Origin of the sequence: Sulfitobacter sp. AS92 (genome assembly GCF_038900015.1) — a bacterium.
Taxonomy (GTDB): Bacteria; Pseudomonadota; Alphaproteobacteria; order Rhodobacterales; family Rhodobacteraceae; genus Sulfitobacter.
In genome coordinates this window covers 83,303-100,200 of sequence record NZ_JBBMQL010000001.1, presented here as the reverse complement: position 1 = coordinate 100,200, position 16,898 = coordinate 83,303, and the positions used below count along the sequence as shown (strand labels likewise).

General features: G+C 60.0%; 14 protein-coding genes and 1 tRNA gene. 12 read left to right on the top strand and 3 right to left on the bottom strand.

Features of this window, described 5'->3' with window-relative positions; genetic code table 11:
• Positions 1-49 precede the first annotated feature (49 nt).
• Both WNY61_RS00475 and WNY61_RS00470 read right to left on the bottom strand, forming a co-directional pair.
• Positions 50-322 carry a hypothetical protein gene (locus WNY61_RS00475; protein ID WP_342849492.1) on the bottom strand — a complete coding sequence of 91 codons (273 nt, stop codon included), beginning with the start codon at positions 320-322 and terminating at the stop codon, positions 50-52.
• Between the two features lie 252 nt (positions 323-574).
• Positions 575-1,477: a DUF305 domain-containing protein gene (locus WNY61_RS00470; protein ID WP_342849491.1), complete on the bottom strand. Its 903-nt coding sequence runs from the start codon at positions 1,475-1,477 to the stop codon at positions 575-577.
• A gap of 199 nt (positions 1,478-1,676) precedes the next feature.
• Between WNY61_RS00470 and WNY61_RS00465 the strand changes: the two genes are divergently transcribed.
• Positions 1,677-1,955, top strand: coding sequence for a metal-sensitive transcriptional regulator (locus tag WNY61_RS00465; protein ID WP_342849490.1), 279 nt, complete (start codon positions 1,677-1,679; stop codon positions 1,953-1,955).
• 343 nt (positions 1,956-2,298) lie between these two features.
• On the opposite strand, the gene WNY61_RS00460 is transcribed toward WNY61_RS00465, so the two are convergent.
• Positions 2,299-2,384, bottom strand: a tRNA-Leu gene (locus tag WNY61_RS00460).
• 168 nt (positions 2,385-2,552) lie between these two features.
• Here WNY61_RS00460 and WNY61_RS00455 point away from each other — a divergent pair.
• From WNY61_RS00455 to WNY61_RS00405, 11 genes are all read left to right on the top strand, one after another.
• Positions 2,553-3,539, top strand: a complete 987-nt coding sequence (locus WNY61_RS00455) for a complex I NDUFA9 subunit family protein (RefSeq protein WP_342849488.1) — start codon at positions 2,553-2,555, stop codon at positions 3,537-3,539.
• Positions 3,539-4,345 (top strand): undecaprenyl-diphosphate phosphatase, encoded by an 807-nt coding sequence (locus WNY61_RS00450; protein ID WP_342849487.1) that lies wholly within the window; start codon positions 3,539-3,541, stop codon positions 4,343-4,345. Before WNY61_RS00455 ends, WNY61_RS00450 begins: the two co-directional genes overlap by 1 nt.
• Before the next feature lie 160 nt (positions 4,346-4,505).
• Complete coding sequence (locus tag WNY61_RS00445; protein ID WP_342849486.1) at positions 4,506-5,939, top strand: NAD(P)-dependent oxidoreductase; 1,434 nt, start codon at positions 4,506-4,508, stop codon at positions 5,937-5,939.
• Between the two features lie 37 nt (positions 5,940-5,976).
• A complete protein-coding gene (locus WNY61_RS00440; RefSeq protein WP_342849485.1) occupies positions 5,977-6,414 on the top strand; it encodes a GFA family protein in 438 nt (145 codons plus the stop codon).
• Entirely contained in the window at positions 6,411-6,845 is a 435-nt protein-coding gene (locus tag WNY61_RS00435; protein ID WP_342849484.1) for a GFA family protein, read from the top strand. The genes WNY61_RS00440 and WNY61_RS00435 overlap by 4 nt, the downstream gene beginning before the upstream one ends.
• Positions 6,842-11,374 (top strand): glutamate synthase large subunit, encoded by a 4,533-nt coding sequence (gene gltB, locus WNY61_RS00430; RefSeq protein ID WP_342849483.1) that lies wholly within the window; start codon positions 6,842-6,844, stop codon positions 11,372-11,374. The genes WNY61_RS00435 and gltB overlap by 4 nt, the downstream gene beginning before the upstream one ends.
• Positions 11,375-11,642: 268 nt before the next feature.
• A complete protein-coding gene (locus tag WNY61_RS00425; protein WP_342849482.1) occupies positions 11,643-12,347 on the top strand; it encodes an SGNH/GDSL hydrolase family protein in 705 nt (234 codons plus the stop codon).
• Between the two features lie 91 nt (positions 12,348-12,438).
• On the top strand, positions 12,439-13,083 hold the full coding sequence (gene mtgA / locus WNY61_RS00420) for a monofunctional biosynthetic peptidoglycan transglycosylase (RefSeq protein ID WP_342849978.1): 645 nt from the start codon (positions 12,439-12,441) through the stop codon (positions 13,081-13,083).
• 58 nt (positions 13,084-13,141) lie between these two features.
• The gene (locus tag WNY61_RS00415) at positions 13,142-13,810 is read left to right on the top strand and encodes a glutathione S-transferase family protein (RefSeq protein ID WP_040700419.1); all 669 of its coding nucleotides are present in this window, start codon (positions 13,142-13,144) and stop codon (positions 13,808-13,810) included.
• A gap of 22 nt (positions 13,811-13,832) precedes the next feature.
• Positions 13,833-14,879: a tRNA epoxyqueuosine(34) reductase QueG gene (gene queG / locus WNY61_RS00410; protein ID WP_342849480.1), complete on the top strand. Its 1,047-nt coding sequence runs from the start codon at positions 13,833-13,835 to the stop codon at positions 14,877-14,879.
• Positions 14,880-14,890: 11 nt separating this feature from the next.
• Positions 14,891-16,897 (top strand): hydantoinase/oxoprolinase family protein, encoded by a 2,007-nt coding sequence (locus tag WNY61_RS00405; protein WP_342849479.1) that lies wholly within the window; start codon positions 14,891-14,893, stop codon positions 16,895-16,897.
• Position 16,898 lies beyond the last annotated feature (1 nt).

Genomic DNA, 16,898 nt, shown 5'->3' with positions numbered 1-16,898 from the left:
CGCAGCCAAAGGCCGCAGATACAAGGGCCGTTAAGGGGCCGGGATCAACTCAGGCTCGAGGCGGGCGCAATTGGTCTACGGGCTGGGCAGATGTCACAGACTGAGCCACGCGAATATATTCGACGGAGTGCACAGCCGTCGCTTTTGCGTCCTGCGATGTGGTCAGCGCCGCCGTAAGACAGATACCACCACAGCAAGGTTCACCTTCGAAACTGTCCGGTACATCGGTCTGGCCGGGCAAAGCCGCTGCATCCAGTTGAAGTTCAGGCGCGGCAGTCATTTGGTGAACGGCGTGATGTGCCTCTTGGGCGCCCTCGTGCATACCGCTTTGCGCATGAACCGAAGACGGCGGAAGCAGCAATAGGCTACATGCCAAAACCACGCCAAGAAGGGCGCGGTAGAGGTTTGATATGTTTGCCAAGGAACGCATGGGGTCTAGCAGTGTAGTAACCCGCACGGCCTGTCAACGCGTCCAGCGCTGGAAGGATAGCAATTAAATTTTGACGCTATTGCATTAGAACACTGAGAACGAGGGGGAGGCGCACCCTTTCGGCACGCCTCCCCTTAGTGAAAATTACAGTTCGTTTTCGCAGTCCAAGAAGCCGCGATAACCAACGGTCAAGCCGCGGTCGAGGTGGAACTTCAGTTCGGCTTCTGAGCGGCGCAGGTTGTCTTCTGTGTCGGTCCAATCAGCGCCTGCGATGGGTGTGACTGTGACCTCAACGCCGTCGGCGGTGAACTGGGCCCCATCGGCAAGTGCGGCTTGGTCGATGGTCTCATCGGACTGTAACTCAATCAAGGTGCCCGACAGTTTGATGCCGCCCGTGTTTTCGGCCATGACAAGGCTCGGCGCGCCTTCGTTGGTCCGGCTGAATTGGCAGGTGGCCGTGGTGCCCAGCAGGCTCTCAACATCCTTGGGGGTCAGCCCCGCCGGATCGACCTTGGCAACCTCTGCTGACGACAGTGCTTCATCTATGGTACCGACTTGAGGCTGGCTCTCGGCCTCGCCCAGTTCAGGATCAACCGCATCGCCATTCTCTTCGATATCAGCGATCAGGCTGCGCATCTCGGCAATCTCTTTGCGCTGTGCGGCGATGATGCCATCGGCCATCTTGCGCACCCGTGGGTCTGACAGTTCCGCCCGCTCAGACGTCATAATTGCAATGGAATGGTGGGGGATCATGGCACGCATATAGCTGGTATCGCCCACGGTGACCTGGCTGCGCACCAACCAAAGGGTCAGAGCGAATACCACAATGGATCCTACATAAATGGCGATATTGATGGCTTTGTTAGAATACATCGACAACATAAAGCTAAGCATGATGACGGCCATAACGGCACCCATCAGCAGCGCCATATAGGTCCGCGTCTCGCTAAAGAAGACATGTTCGAATGCGTAGGTGTTAATGTACATCAAACCGAACATCACGATGGTGGAGGTCGCAATCATCGCGGCGAAACGCCAGTAGGACATGGGTAGTCTCCTTTATCATATCTAAGCGCGATGGTCCTTCGCGCCGTGGCAATCAAGGGCAGGGCACCATATGATCGCTCGTGCCGTCGTGAACTGTTCAACGGCTCATGTCGTGTGTGAATTCGGCGGTCTCGATACCCCCCTGTGGTATGTTAACCAGCCGCTGACGCCTTAGTTCCAAAGCGTGGAGGCGCAAACCGTGGAAGCAAAGCAGAACAAGGCAGCAATCCTGAAGCGCTTGGCGCGGTTGGAGGGGCAAGTTCGTGGTGTGACGCGAATGGTGGACGAGGATCGCTATTGCGTAGATGTTCTGGTGCAAACCGCAGCCGTTCGATCGGCGTTGCGGGCAGTTGAGCGACTGGTAATCGAGGATCACGCCAAACACTGTATGGAAGAGGCGATCTTGTCGGGCGACCGTGATGAACAGCGTGAAAAGTTCCGTGAATTGGTCGCCCTGTTGGAGAAGGCGCGCGACTGAGGGGGGCGGCTTTATGCGGTGTCATTGCGAAAACGAGCATTCCCGAGATCGATGTGAATCACGCGTGCTACGCGCCGGTGAAGGCATATAAAACGGATAGGTAAAGGCTTCATACCGCCTTTGGCGTTGGCGCTGCAGGAATGACTTGGCCTCATAGCTTGCCCGCCAGAGACCGGGCCGTCCTAATCATGGTCATACGCGCGCGGCCAATTTGAAGCAGTCGCGCTAAGTGCTGGAGGGCATCGACCTATGGGTGGGCATTCTATAACTGGCTGATAGTTACGGCCGCAAAAACAAAAAACCCTCGAAAACCGAAGTCTTCAAGGGGTTTTTTGTTTGAAGTTGGTGCCCAGGAGAGGACTCGAACCTCCACACCGTTGCCAGTACTAGCACCTGAAGCTAGCGCGTCTACCATTCCGCCACCTGGGCACGTATCGTGTGGGGTGCTCTAAGGCTCGTCTGAGTGACTGTCAATCGCAATTTGGGCGAAAATCAGAAAATCCAGTCGATGACCCGTTGCAACTGGGGGTTTGGCCTTGTGACAGGGACGACGCGCGGGTACATCCTGAGAAAGAATTTATCTACAGGAGCGGCAAAATGTCTAAGCTGGTCACGATTTATGGCGGTTCGGGGTTTGTCGGACGCTATATCGCGTATCGCATGGCCAGAGCTGGCTGGCGGGTGCGGGTGGCGGTGCGTCATCCCAACGAAGCGCTCTTTGTGCGGACCTATGGCGTGGTTGGCCAAGTTGAGCCGGTTTTGTGCAACATTCGCGACGACGGTTCGGTGCGTGATGCGCTGCGCGGTGCGGATGCGGTGGTGAACTGCGTGGGCATTCTGGTTGAGACCGGAAAGAACGTTTTTGACGCGGTGCAATCCGAAGGGGCCGAGCGTATTGCGCGTATGGCCGCGGGTGAGGGCGTTGATCGCTTTGTCCAAGTCTCTGCCATCGGCGCGGACATGGAATCCGACAGTGACTATGCCCGCACCAAAGGCGAAGGCGAAGCGGCAGTGCTCAAGCATATGCCCCATGCAGTGATCCTGCGCCCCTCGATCATGTTCGGGGCCGAGGATGAGTTCTTTAACCGGTTTGCCGGTATGACTCGTACGGGGCCGATCTTGCCAGTCGCCGGGGCCGCGACCCGCTTTCAGCCGGTCTTTGTCGACGATGTTGCCAAAGCGGCTGAAACGGCATTGGAAGGGCGTGCTGCAGCAGGCGTCTATGAGCTTGGCGGCCCGGATGTGGATACGTTCCGTGGCTTGATGCGACGCATGCTTAACGTGATCCATCGCCGCCGCTTGGTGCTGAACATGCCGTGGTTCGTTGCCAAGATGGTGGCCTTTGGATTTGACATGCTACAAGCCGTCACCTTTGGGCTTTTCACCAACAAGATGCTGACGCGCGATCAGGTCAAGAACCTGCGCAACGACAACGTCGTGGCCGACGGTGCGCGCGGCTTTACCGAGCTTGGCATCACCCCAACCGCGATGGATGCGGTGCTTCCTGACTACCTGTGGCGCTTCCGGCCCTCGGGGCAATATGATGCAATCAAAGCTTCGGCGCGGAACCTGCGGCAGGGATAATGGAAAACTCGACCACTCTGATCGCCGCCTTTCTGGGTTTGCTAGAGGGGCTGACTGAGTTCATCCCCGTTTCCTCCACCGGGCATCTATTGTTGGCTGGGCATTTCTTGGGCTTTGAAGGCGCCGGGCGTACCTTTGAGGTCGTGATCCAGTTGGGCGCGGTGTTGGCGATCCTGACTGTATATTCGGCACGGCTTTGGGCAGTCTTCTCTGCCGCGCCGCATGATCCGCAGGCGCGTCGGTTCATCTGGTCGGTGCTTCTGGCCTTTCTGCCTGCTGTCGTGATTGGCGTCATGGCGCATGACTTCATCAAAACGGTCCTATTTGAGACGCCGCTGCTGATTGCCATCATGCTGGTGCTTGGCGGGGTGGTGCTTTTGGTAGTTGACCGCATCGCGCCTGCTCCGACCTATTCTGACGCAACCAAATTCCCGCTTTCGATGGCCTTTAAAATCGGGGTGATCCAATGCCTTGCTATGGTGCCCGGCACCTCGCGTTCGGGTGCAACGATTGTCGGGGCGCTGATGTTGGGTGCCAGCAAGCGTGCGGCGGCGGAGTTTTCGTTCTTCCTGTCGATGCCGACCATGGCGGGCGCCTTTGCCTATGATATCTACAAGAACCGCGATGTGCTGGATGCCTCGGCCATGGGAGAGATCGCCGTGGGCTTTGCTATGGCCTTTATCTCAGCCGTCTTCGTGGTCCGTTGGGTGCTCGATTACGTGAGCCGTTATGGATATGCGTTGTTCGGCTGGTGGCGAATCTTGGTTGGCAGTGTGGTTATCGTGGCGCTCTGGGCGGGTTATTGACCACATAGGTCCGTTTCGGAACTTAATTGACGCATAAAAATGATGTCCGGGCGCTGCGAACGCCCGGAAACAGGTAAATAGGTCAGCACTGCTGTCTTTTATTTAGTTCCCCGGTCTTGTATTTGAGCCTTCTGACGGAATTTGTCGAAGGAACGGGTATATGGCGAAGCAGGTCATGCTGAAATTTACAGACGTTGCGCGGGATATGCCCGAAAAGCGCCCACCTGATTTGCGCCGAACGGATTTCGATGAGATTTACGCAGAATATGCTGACCGCAAGGCCGCCGAGCAATCGAGCCGTTGCAGCCAATGTGGCGTGCCCTACTGCCAGACCCATTGCCCGCTGCATAACAACATCCCTGACTGGCTGCGCCTAACCGCCGAAGGCCGTTTGCAGGAAGCTTATGAGATCAGCCAGGCGACCAATACCTTCCCCGAAATCTGTGGCCGCATCTGCCCGCAGGACCGTCTGTGCGAAGGCAACTGCGTGATCGAACAGTCGGGCCACGGCACCGTTACCATCGGTTCGATCGAGAAATACATCACCGATACCGCATGGGAGCAGGGCTGGGTCAAGCCACCCGCCCCCCGCGAAGAGCGCCACGAGAGCGTTGGCATCATCGGTGCTGGCCCCGGTGGGCTGGCGGCGGCGGACATGCTGCGCCGGGCGGGCGTGCAGGTCACCATCTACGACCGCTATGACCGTGCAGGCGGCTTGCTGACTTACGGCATCCCCGGCTTCAAGCTGGAGAAGGACGTGGTCGAGCGCCGCAATGCGCAGCTGGTCGAAGGCGGCGTGACCTTTGAATTGAACTGCGACGTGGGCCGTGACATCAGCTTTGGCGCCATTCGCGGCAAGCATGACGCGGTGATCATTGCCACTGGTGTCTATAAAACGCGTGAGATTGAAGCCCCCGGTGTGGGTGGCTTTGGGGTTGAGCGGGCGATTGATTTCCTGACCGCCTCCAACCGTAAAAGCTTTGGCGACACGGTTGAGGAATTCGAGAATGGCCGCCTGAATGCCGCTGGCAAAAAGGTCGTTGTGATCGGCGGCGGTGACACGGCGATGGACTGCGTGCGCACTTCGATCCGTCAGGGCGCGGAGAGCGTCAAATGTCTCTACCGCCGTGATCGGGCCAATATGCCGGGCAGCCAGCGCGAAGTGCAAAACGCTGAAGAAGAAGGCGTGATCTTTGAATGGCTCAGCGCGCCCAAGGGGTTTGTCGGCGATCCCGTGACCGGCGTGATGGTGCAAAAGATGCGCCTTGGCGCGCCGGATGTAACAGGCCGCCAGGCCCCCGAAGTGATCGAAGGTGCGGATTACGTCGAAGACGCCGATCTGGTGATCATGGCTCTGGGCTTTGAGCCCGAAGACCTGCCGACCCTTTGGAATGAGCCGGAGTTGCCGGTGAACCGCTGGGGCACGATCAAAGCCGATTACGTCACCGGGGCCACGGTACTTGATGGCGTTTACGCGGTCGGTGACATCGTGCGCGGTGCAAGCCTTGTGGTCTGGGCAATTAAAGACGGGCGCGACTGCGCCGAAGCGATCCTGAATGATTTCAACGGGGCGCAGCGCATCGCTGCGGAATGAGATGAGTGCAGGGGCTGCCATCAAAACGGATAACGCCATGGGGGGTGAACATCACCATGGCCACTGTCTGTGCGGCGCGGTCACGGTGGATGTGACCGGGCCGTTGGCTGCGATTTCGGCCTGTCACTGTGACCTCTGCACCCGGTGGAGCGGCTCTGTCCAATTGGGGATCGAAGTGCCCCGCGCGGGGGTTTCCTATGACGGTCCGATCCGCACCTATGCCTCCTCTTCCTTTGCTGAGCGGGCGTGGTGCGAGACTTGCGGCACGGCGGTTTGGTTTGCCGATACCGAAGGCGAGAACGCAGGTCTGCTGGAACTGGCTCCGGGTCTCTTCGACGGGTTCGGCGGCGCAAAGCTGGCGCGCGTGGTCTATGCCGACCGCGCCCCATGCAACTTCGCCTTGGCCGGGGATCTGGAGCGGGTGAGCAAAGCCGATTACGAGGCCCGCGCCCTGCATGTGGAGGACAAGCGATGAGCCTTTTGAGCGGTCATTGCCTTTGCGGAGCGGTCACAGTCAGCTTTGAACCGTTGAAAGACGGGCTTGGCGCGTGCCACTGCGAGATGTGCCGGCGTTGGACCGGCAGCGCTTTCCTTGAGATCGACGCCAAGCCGGGCAGCGTGACCTATGACGGCCCGGTGAAATCCTACGCCTCCTCTGACTGGGCCGAGCGAGCGTGGTGCGACAGTTGCGGCAGCACCCTTTGGTATCACCTCACGCTGCCGGGGCATGATTATTACTCACTCTCTGCCGGATTGGTGGAGAATGCGGGCGGCCTGCCGCTCAAGACCGAGATTTACATAGATGTGAAGCCTGCAGGCTATGCCTTTGCCGGGGACCACGAGATCAAAACCAAGGCCGAAGTCGAAGCAGGATTTGCGGCGTTTGTGGAAGGAACCAAGCCATGACCAAATATGATGACGCCTGGGTGGCCCGCGAAGAAGCCAAACGCGCGATGATGGCCGAAAAGGGCATGTATAGCTTCGAAGAGGAGCATTCCTCTTGTGGCGTGGGCCTTGTGGTCAACATTAACGGTGAGAAGACCCGCGAGGTCGTGCTTAACGGGATCAACGCGCTGAAGGCGATTTGGCACCGCGGTGCTGTCGATGCCGATGGAATGACCGGCGATGGCGCGGGCATCCATTTGCAAATTCCGGTGCCCTTCTTTTATGAGCAAGTCCGCCGCACCGGCCACACCCCGCGCGAGAACGAGCTGATCGCCGTCGGCCAAGTCTTCCTGCCGCGCACCAACTTTGCTGCGCAAGAAACCTGCCGGACGATCGTGGAAACCGAAGTGCTCCGCATGGGTTATTACATCTACGGCTGGCGCCATGTGCCGGTTGATATCTCGGTGCTGGGCGACAAGGCCAACGCAACCCGGCCCGAGATTGAGCAGATCCTGATCTCCAACGCCAAGGGCGTCGACGAAGAGACATTCGAGCGCGAGCTCTACGTTATCCGTCGCCGGATTGAGAAAGCCGCCATCGCCGCGCAGGTGCCGCAGATGTACATCGCCTCGATGTCCTGCCGCAGCATCATCTACAAGGGTATGATGCTGGCCGAGCAGGTGGCCGAGTTTTATCCCGACCTGAAGGATGACCAGTTCATCAGTGCCTTCGCGATCTACCACCAGCGCTATTCCACCAATACCTTCCCGCAGTGGTGGTTGGCACAGCCCTTCCGCATGTTGGCCCATAACGGCGAGATTAACACGCTCAAGGGCAACATGAACTGGATGAAGAGCCACGAGATCCGTATGGCTTCCGCCACGTTCGGGGACATGGCCGAAGACATCAAACCGATCGTCGCCGCTGGCTCCAGCGACTCTGCAGCGTTGGATTCAGTGTTTGAAGTGCTGGTCCGCGCGGGCCGCTCCGCGCCGATGGCCAAGACGATGCTGGTGCCGGAGTCGTGGTCGAAACAGGCCGTGGAATTGCCGCAGGCGTGGCGTGATATGTACTCCTACTGCAACTCTGTCATGGAGCCGTGGGACGGCCCTGCCGCACTGGCGATGACCGATGGTCGCTGGGTCTGCGCCGGGCTTGACCGCAACGGCCTGCGTCCGATGCGCTATGTGGTGACATCCGATGGCATGCTGATCGCTGGCTCAGAAGCCGGAATGGTCCCGCTGGATGAGGCCCGCGTGGTGCGCAAAGGCGCGCTTGGCCCCGGCCAGATCATCGCGGTCGATATGGATGAGGGTAAACTTTTCCACGACACTGAGATCAAAGACAAACTGGCCGCCAATCAGCCTTTCGGCGAATGGGTCGGCAAGATCACAGAGATGGACGATGTCCTTGCTGGCGTCACCGAGAAACCGCTGTTTGAGGGGGCCGAACTGCGCCGTCGTCAGGTGGCCGCAGGCTATACGATCGAAGAGCTTGAGCAGATCCTCGCCCCCATGGCCGAGGACGGGAAAGAGACGCTGGCCTCGATGGGCGACGACACGCCGTCGGCGGTTCTGAGCGGTCAATACCGTCCGCTGAGCCACTTCTTCCGTCAAAACTTTAGCCAAGTCACCAACCCGCCGATTGACTCCTTGCGCGAATTCCGGGTGATGAGCCTCAAGACCCGTTTCGGCAATCTTAAGAACGTGCTGGACGAAGACAGTTCCCAGACCGAGATCCTCGTGCTCGACAGTCCTTTTGTCGGTAATGCACAATTCGAAGAACTGATGTCACAGTTCAAGGTGCATACCGTCACCATCGACTGTACCTTTGAAGCGGGCAGCAGCAACCTCAGCGCCGGGCTGGCGCGCATTCGGGCCGAGGCGGAAGACGCCGTGCGTTCCGGCGCGGGCCATTTGGTGCTGACCGATCAGCACAGCGGGGCCGACCGGGTCGCGATGCCGATGATCTTGGCGACCAGCGCGGTGCACAGCCATCTGGTGCGCAAGGGTCTGCGGACATTCACCTCGCTCAACGTCCGGGCGGCGGAATGCGTCGACCCGCACTACTTTGCCGTTCTGGTGGGCTGTGGCGCGACCGTGGTGAACGCCTATCTTGCCGAGGATTCCTTGGCGGATCGGATCGGGCGCGGGCTGCTGGATATGACGCTGACGCAGGCGATCGGCAAATACCGTGAGGCGATTGACCAAGGTCTGCTTAAGATCATGGCGAAGATGGGGATCTCGGTGATCTCGTCCTACCGCGGTGGTCTGAACTTTGAGGCCGTGGGTCTGTCGCGCGCCATGTGTGCGGAATATTTCCCCGGCATGACCAGCCGCATCAGTGGCATTGGCGTGGTGGGCATTCAGCGCAAAGCTGAGGAAGTGCACGCGCGCGGTTGGCGGGGTGATGATGTCATTATGCCCATCGGCGGCTTCTACAAGCAGCGCAAAACTGGCGAGAAACATGCGTGGGAAGCCACCAGCATGCATATGCTGCAGATGGCCTGCAACAAAGCGTCTTACCAGATGTGGCAGCAGTACTCGAAAAAGATGCAGAGCAACCCGCCGATCCATCTGCGCGACTTGCTCGACATCAAGCCACGAGGCAATCCGGTGCCGTTGGAAGAGGTGGAAAGCATCACCTCGATCCGCAAGCGTTTCGTGACGCCGGGCATGTCGCTGGGGGCGCTTTCGCCGGAGGCGCATAAGACGCTAAACGTGGCGATGAACCGTATCGGTGCGAAGTCTGACAGCGGCGAAGGCGGCGAAGATCCGGCGCATTTCGTGCCGGAGGCCAATGGCGACAACCCAAGCGCCAAGATCAAACAGGTGGCGTCGGGACGCTTTGGCGTGACGGCAGAGTATCTGAACCAGTGTGAAGAGTTGGAGATTAAAGTCGCGCAGGGCGCCAAGCCCGGCGAGGGCGGCCAGCTTCCGGGGATGAAGGTCACAGATCTGATCGCGCGGCTGCGGCATTCGACCAAGGGTGTGACGCTGATTTCGCCCCCGCCGCACCACGACATCTACTCGATCGAAGACCTCGCGCAGCTGATCTATGACCTCAAACAGATCAACCCGCGCTGTAAGGTGACGGTCAAGCTGGTGGCGTCTTCGGGCGTTGGCACGATTGCCGCTGGTGTCGCAAAGGCCAAGGCAGATATCATCCTGATCTCGGGCCATAACGGCGGTACCGGGGCATCGCCTGCGACCTCAATCAAATATGCAGGTCTGCCGTGGGAGATGGGCCTGACCGAGGCGCATCAGGTTCTATCGATGAACAACCTACGCGACCGGGTGACATTGAGGACAGATGGTGGTTTGCGCACCGGGCGTGACATCGTGATGGCGGCGATGATGGGGGCTGAGGAATACGGCATCGGCACCGCGGCACTGATCGCGATGGGCTGCATCATGGTGCGCCAGTGCCAGTCGAACACCTGCCCCGTCGGTGTCTGTACGCAAGATGAAGCGCTGCGCGGCAAGTTCACCGGCAATGCGGATAAGGTGGTGAACCTGATCACCTTCTACGCCACCGAAGTGCGGGAAATTCTGGCCAGCATCGGGGCGCGCAGCCTTGATGAGGTTATCGGGCGTGCTGACTTGCTGACACAGGTGAGCCGCGGGTCGTCACACTTGGACGATCTGGACCTGAACCCGTTGCTCATTACCGTCGATGGCGCGCATGAGAACGTCTATGACCGCGACAAGCCGCGTCAGGTGGTGCTGGATACGTTGGATGCGCAAATCGTGCGCGATGCCGCGCGGTTCTTGGAGGATGGTGAGAAGATGCAGCTATCCTACGCGGTGCAGAACACGCACCGCACCGTGGGCACGCGGGTCAGCAGCCATATCGTCAAGCGGTTCGGGATGCGCAACTCGCTGCAGCCGGATCATCTGACGGTGAAGCTGACCGGGAGTGCCGGGCAATCGCTCGGTGCCTTTGCAGCACCGGGGTTGAAGCTCGAAGTCTCAGGCGATGCCAATGACTATGTTGGCAAGGGTCTGTCGGGCGGTACGATTGTGGTGCGGCCTTCGATGGCCAGCCCAATCGTGGCGTCGGAAAACACCATCATCGGCAACACGGTGCTTTATGGCGCGACGGCGGGCTATCTCTTTGCCGCTGGCCGCGCGGGCGAGCGTTTTGCGGTGCGCAACTCGGGCGCGCATGTGGTGATCGAGGGCTGTGGCAGCAACGGTTGTGAATATATGACCGGCGGGGTGGCGGTGATCCTTGGGGAGATCGGGGCGAATTTTGCCGCCGGGATGACCGGGGGGATGGCCTATCTCTATGATCCAGACGGGTTGGCGCCGAAGCTGATGAATGCCGAGACCATCGTGACCTGCGCGGTTACGGTAGATCACTGGCTGGATCAGTTGCACGGATTGATCGAGCGCCATGTGGCAGAGACGAACAGCCGCAAGGGCGCAGATATCCTCCAGCATTGGGAGAGTGAGAAGCACAACTTCTTGCAGGTCTGCCCGAAGGAAATGCTGGTGCATCTGCCTGCGCCGCTGACGGTGGAAGAGACGGCAGTTCCGGCGGAATAAGCGAAGAGGGTCGTCGGCTGCCCGCGGGGTGGCGATGCGAACGGTGGTTTATGCCACTTTATAGATCGACCTTGGCGTGACTTTGCAGAGTTGCGCCAAGGCTCACCAAATCGCCCCCCCGGTCGCACCAAAGGTGCGCCCAAACTAAATAGGCACGCCCCTGGCGTAACAGGCGGGCAGGCGATGGCCCGGCGCCTGCGGCTTGGTTTCGGGCTGGGATGGTAGAGATCGCCGGCTGCACTATCTCTACCGTCTTACAGGAGGCGGTATGCGCAAACTCATCATCATCTTGGCATTGTTTACTGGCCTCACCGCCTGCACCGATACCGCACCACGGGGCGGCGGAGATATCCTCGTGCTTGGCGATTCCATCATGGCGTGGAACGGCAATGCCGCGATCCCCGATGTCATTGCCAACCAAACGGGCCGCAGCGTCACCAGCCGTGCCGTGCCCGGCGCGCAGTTCGACAATGGCTCGACCATCGCCTCTGCCGTCGGCTTTGACATCCAGCAGCAGTTCCCCGGCGGACGCTGGAACTGGGTGGTGGTGAATGGCGGTGCCAACGACCTGAGCGCCGATTGCGGCTGCGGTGCCTGCGGGGCATCCGTGAATGCACTGATCGGACCGGATAGCCAAAGCGGCAGCATCCCTGCGTTCTTGCAGAAACTTCGCGCCCAGACCGGCGCGCAAGTCATGTGGATGGGGTATTACGCAGGCTCCGGCTCTGGCTCATTTGCCGGCTGCCGAGATGATCTGGTAGAGATCGAATCCCGGATCGCCACTTTCGCCGCAAACCGCCCCGGCATCCATTTTGTCGATTCCGAAGACGTGATTGACCGGGGGGACCGTGGGCTGTTTTCTGGGGACAACGTACATCCCTCCGCCCGAGGCTCGGCGCAGATCGGGGCGTACCTTGCTGCCGAGATCACAGCGCGCGAGAACCGTTCACAAATCCGCGCGGGCAGCCTATAGCTAAGTCATGGCGACACGTAAAAAGACCGCCCCCAAGGGCAAGAAATCGAGCAAGGCTGCCCCCCCGCTGAAAAAGCGTGCGGGCCGTTGGATGCTGCGCGCGATGGCATTTGCCTGCATCTTCGTCGTGCTACTGGTGCTGCTGTTCCGCTTCGTCAACCCGCCCACCGGTCTCTACATGCTCTCGGAATCGCGTCGTTTGGGCGGGGTACAGCGCGACTGGGTGCCGCTGGAACAGATCGCCCCTGTCATGGCCCGTGCTGCCGTGGCAGCAGAAGATGCGAATTTTTGCAATCACTGGGGCTTTGACATGCAGGCGATCCGCACCGCGATTGAAAACGGCTCGGCCCGTGGGGCATCCACAATCAGCCAGCAGACCGTCAAGAATGTGTACCTCTGGCATGGCCGGTCGTGGCTGCGCAAAGCGCTCGAGGCCGGGATGACTCCGCTGGTTGAAACGCTTTGGCCCAAGCGCCGGATCATTGAGGTCTATCTCAATGTGGCAGAGTTCGATGAGGGTGTCTTTGGCGTTGGTGCTGCGGCCCCGCATTACTTTGGCGTCGCGGCAGCAGATCTCAGTGCCACGCAGGCCGCCCGGCTCGCGGCGATCTTGCCCGACCCGAAAGAGCGTTCCGCCTCGCGCCCCGGTGACTTTACCCGCAAGCGCACCGCGCAGATCATGGACGGGGCGGCGACCATCCGCGCGGACGGTCGTGCCGCTTGTTTCGAGAGTTGAAAATCCGTGCGCCAGCAGGCATGGAAGAGTGCAATCCCTTTAAACACACGGACTTTATATGACGGCTCGCTTGTTTCACGTTCCCTTGTCCCCCTTCTGTCGCAAGGTGCGGCTTAGCCTTGGGGAGAAGAAGATTGAGGTGGAACTCGTCGAAGAGCGTTACTGGGAGCAAGACCCGGATTTCCTGCGCCGAAACCCTGCGGGCAAGGTCCCTGTGCTGCGGCTTGACGGCATAATAATGTCCGAAAGCGCCGCGATCTGCGAATATATCGAAGAGACCCGCCCAGAGGCGTCGTTGCTGCCCAGCGATCCGGTGCAGCGGCTTGAAGTGCGCAGGCTGGTGAGTTGGTTTGACGACAAGTTCCACCACGAGGTGACCTCGAAACTGCTTTATGAGCGGGTGAACAAGAAGGTTACCAAACAGGGCTACCCAGACAGCAAAAACGTCAAGGCCGGGGCCAAGGCGATCAAATATCACCTTGATTACATGACATGGCTTTTGGATCACCGCCGCTGGTTGGCGGGCGACGTTATGACACTGGCCGATTTTGCGGCTGCCGCGCATCTGTCCTCGCTCGACTATATCTCGGATGTCGACTGGAACCGGTCGGACGTGGTTAAGGACTGGTACGCCAAGATCAAATCGCGCCCGGCTTTCCGGTCGATCCTTGCCGATCAAGTGCCGGGTTTCCCGCCGCCCAGACAATACAACAATCTGGATTTCTGATGGCGTCCGAGGCGCCAAAAGGGTGACCGTGGACGGCGACGACCTAAAGGCGCGCGTGGTCGCACGGGCGTTGGAGGAGGGCTTTGTCGCCTGCCGTGTCTGCCGTCCCGCCGATGTGCCCGAAGTGCCCGAACGCCTCGCCCGTTTTGTCGAAGCCGGATATCACGGGCAGATGGGCTGGATGGAGGACCGGATGCATTGGCGCGGCAATCCAGCAGCGCTTTGGCCCGAGGCGCGGTCGGTGATCATGCTGGCCGAAAGCTATACCCCCGAACATGACCCCCGCGCGGTGTTGGAGCATCCCGAAAAAGGCGCGATTTCGGTCTACGCGCAGGGGCGCGACTACCACGATATCGTTAAGAAACGGCTCAAGCGATTGGCCCGTTGGCTGATGGAAGAGGCCCGCGCGGCGGCGCCTGAGGTGAAGGTCTTTGTCGATACTGCGCCGGTGCCGGAAAAGGCGCTGGCGCAGGCGGCGGGGCTGGGATGGCAGGGCAAACACACCAATCTGCTCAGCCGGAAATTTGGCAATTGGGCCTTTTTAGGCTCTGTTTTCACCACACTTGACCTAGCCCCCGACCCGCCAGAGGTGGACCACTGCGGGTCGTGTCGCGCCTGCCTTGATGTCTGCCCAACAGATGCCTTTCCCGGTCCCTATCAACTCGATGCACGACGCTGCATTTCCTATCTTACGATTGAGCATAAGGGCCCAATCGATTTGGAACTGCGCGAAAAGATGGGTAATCGGATCTATGGGTGTGACGATTGTCTCGCCGCCTGCCCGTGGAACAAATTTGCCGTGACAGCGAGCGATATGCGCTATCACGGGCCTGCCGTGCAGCCCGCCAACTTGGCCGAGCTTGCAGCGCTGGACGATACCGCCTTTCGCGCGCGTTATTCCGGGTCTCCGATCAAGCGGATCGGGCGGGACCGCTTTGTGCGTAACGTGCTCTATGCTATTGGCAATTCCGGGCTGGCACCGCTGCGCGACGTGGCGCAGTCTTTGACCGAGGATGCTGATCCGACCGTTGCCGATGCGGCGCGTTGGGCGGCAGAGCGGTTGGCATAGGAGGCGCGCCGGTGGCGATTTTATTGGGCGTTGACACGGGCGGCACCTATACGGATGCGGTGCTTATCCGGGATGAGACCGAAGTGATGGCCTCGGCCAAGGCGCTGACAACGCGTCATGATTTGGCGATAGGCGTTGGCAATGCTGTGAGTGCGGTACTGACGCAGTCGGGTGTAGCACCTCAAGATATTGCTATGGCGTCGCTCTCGACCACCTTGGCGACCAATGCGCTGGTCGAAGGGCAGGGCGGGCGTGTGGCCTTGATCTATGTCGGCTTTCGCGCGCGCGATCTTGAGGCGCACGGGCTGTCCGAAGCGCTGCGCGGCGATCCCTGTCTGCTGCTGACCGGAGGCCATGATCACGCGGGGGCGGAGGTCGCGGCGCTGGATGAAACAGCCCTAACGGCCTTTTTAGAGATACATAAGAAAGACGTAAGCGGCTTTGCCGTGGCCAGCCAATTTGCCACCCGCAACCCTGCGCATGAGTTGCGGGTGGCTGAGTTGGTGACGCAGATTACGGGGCGTCCCGTATCGGCCTCTCATAGCCTATCTGCCAAACTTAACGGCCCGAAACGCGCACTTACGGCGCTGTTAAATGCACGGCTGATTGGCATGATCGACCGTCTCATTGGACGGGCAGAGGCACAGTTGCGCACCTTGTGCATTGATGCCCCCATGATGGTCGTACGCGGTGATGGCGCGCTCATGTCGAGCGCGCAGGCGCGGCAGCGTCCGATTGAGACGATCCTTAGCGGCCCTGCGGCGTCACTGGTGGGCGCACGTTGGCTCACGGGGGCGGAAACGGCGCTTGTGTCGGATATTGGCGGGACCACGACGGATATCGCACTGCTACGCGACGGGCGCCCGGCCATTGACCCGGCAGGTGCCCAAGTCGGACCCTATCGCACGATGGTTGAGGCCGTGGCGATGCGCACCCACGGTTTGGGTGGCGACAGCGAGCTGCACTTTGTCTCAGAAGGGCTAACCGCGGGCGTCACCCTCGGGCCGAAGCGGCTGTTGCCTGTCTCCCTGCTCGCCAAAGAGGCGCCCGAAGTTGTGCTGCGCGCATTAGACGCGCAACTCAGGCGAAACATTCCCGGAGAACATGATGGTCGTTTTGTCCGGGCCGTGCCGGGGCAGGAAACCGAAGGGCTAAGCGCGCGCGAACTGGCGCTGCTGGACCGGATAGGTGATGCGACTTGGCCGTTGGGGGATGTCCTGCAAAACCGGGTTGAGCAAGGCGCTTTGGCACGGTTGGTGGCGCGGGGGCTGGTGCAAATGGCGGGCGTCACGCCGTCCGATGCCAGCCATGTGGCGGGGCATTTGACAGCATGGGACGGCAGTGCAGCGCGCAAGGCGCTGGCATTGTTTGGGCGCAAACGCGGTGGGTCGGGAATGAGATTTTGTCCCGATTCCGACGCACTTGCCGCAATCATTATCGACCGTTTGACCTATCAGACCAGTTTGGCCTTCTTAGAGACTGCATTTGCCGAAGAAGACCCTGCATTCGGCCTGCCGCCAGAGACCTTAGCACGCCATGTTTTGATGCAACGTGGTCTGTCTGGTCACCGTGGCGTGGTGCGTATCGATGCAGGTCTAAACCTACCTGTTGTCGGCTTAGGTGCCTCAGCGGCCACCTATTATCCGGCCGTTGGAAAGGTACTGGGCACAAATGTGATCTTGCCGGAACATGCGCATGTCGCGAATGCCATCGGCGCGGTGGTGGGGCGGGTGATCATGCGTGAAAGTGGCAGCATCACTGTCCCGCGTGAGGGGACTTTTCGCGCGCACCTTACCGATGGACCTCAAGATTTCCCCGATGCGCAGAGTGCTTTGTCTTTGTTAGAGACGGCGTTGACCGAAAGCGCCCGTGCGCGCGCCCATGCAGCCGGAGCCGCACAGATTGAGTGTCAGGTAACGCGTGATATCCGTACGGCAGGTGTGGAGGGGCGGGAGGTTTTCGTCGAGGCGGAGCTTACCGTCGAAGCCTCAGGACGGCCGCGCGTGGCGGTTGGCTAAC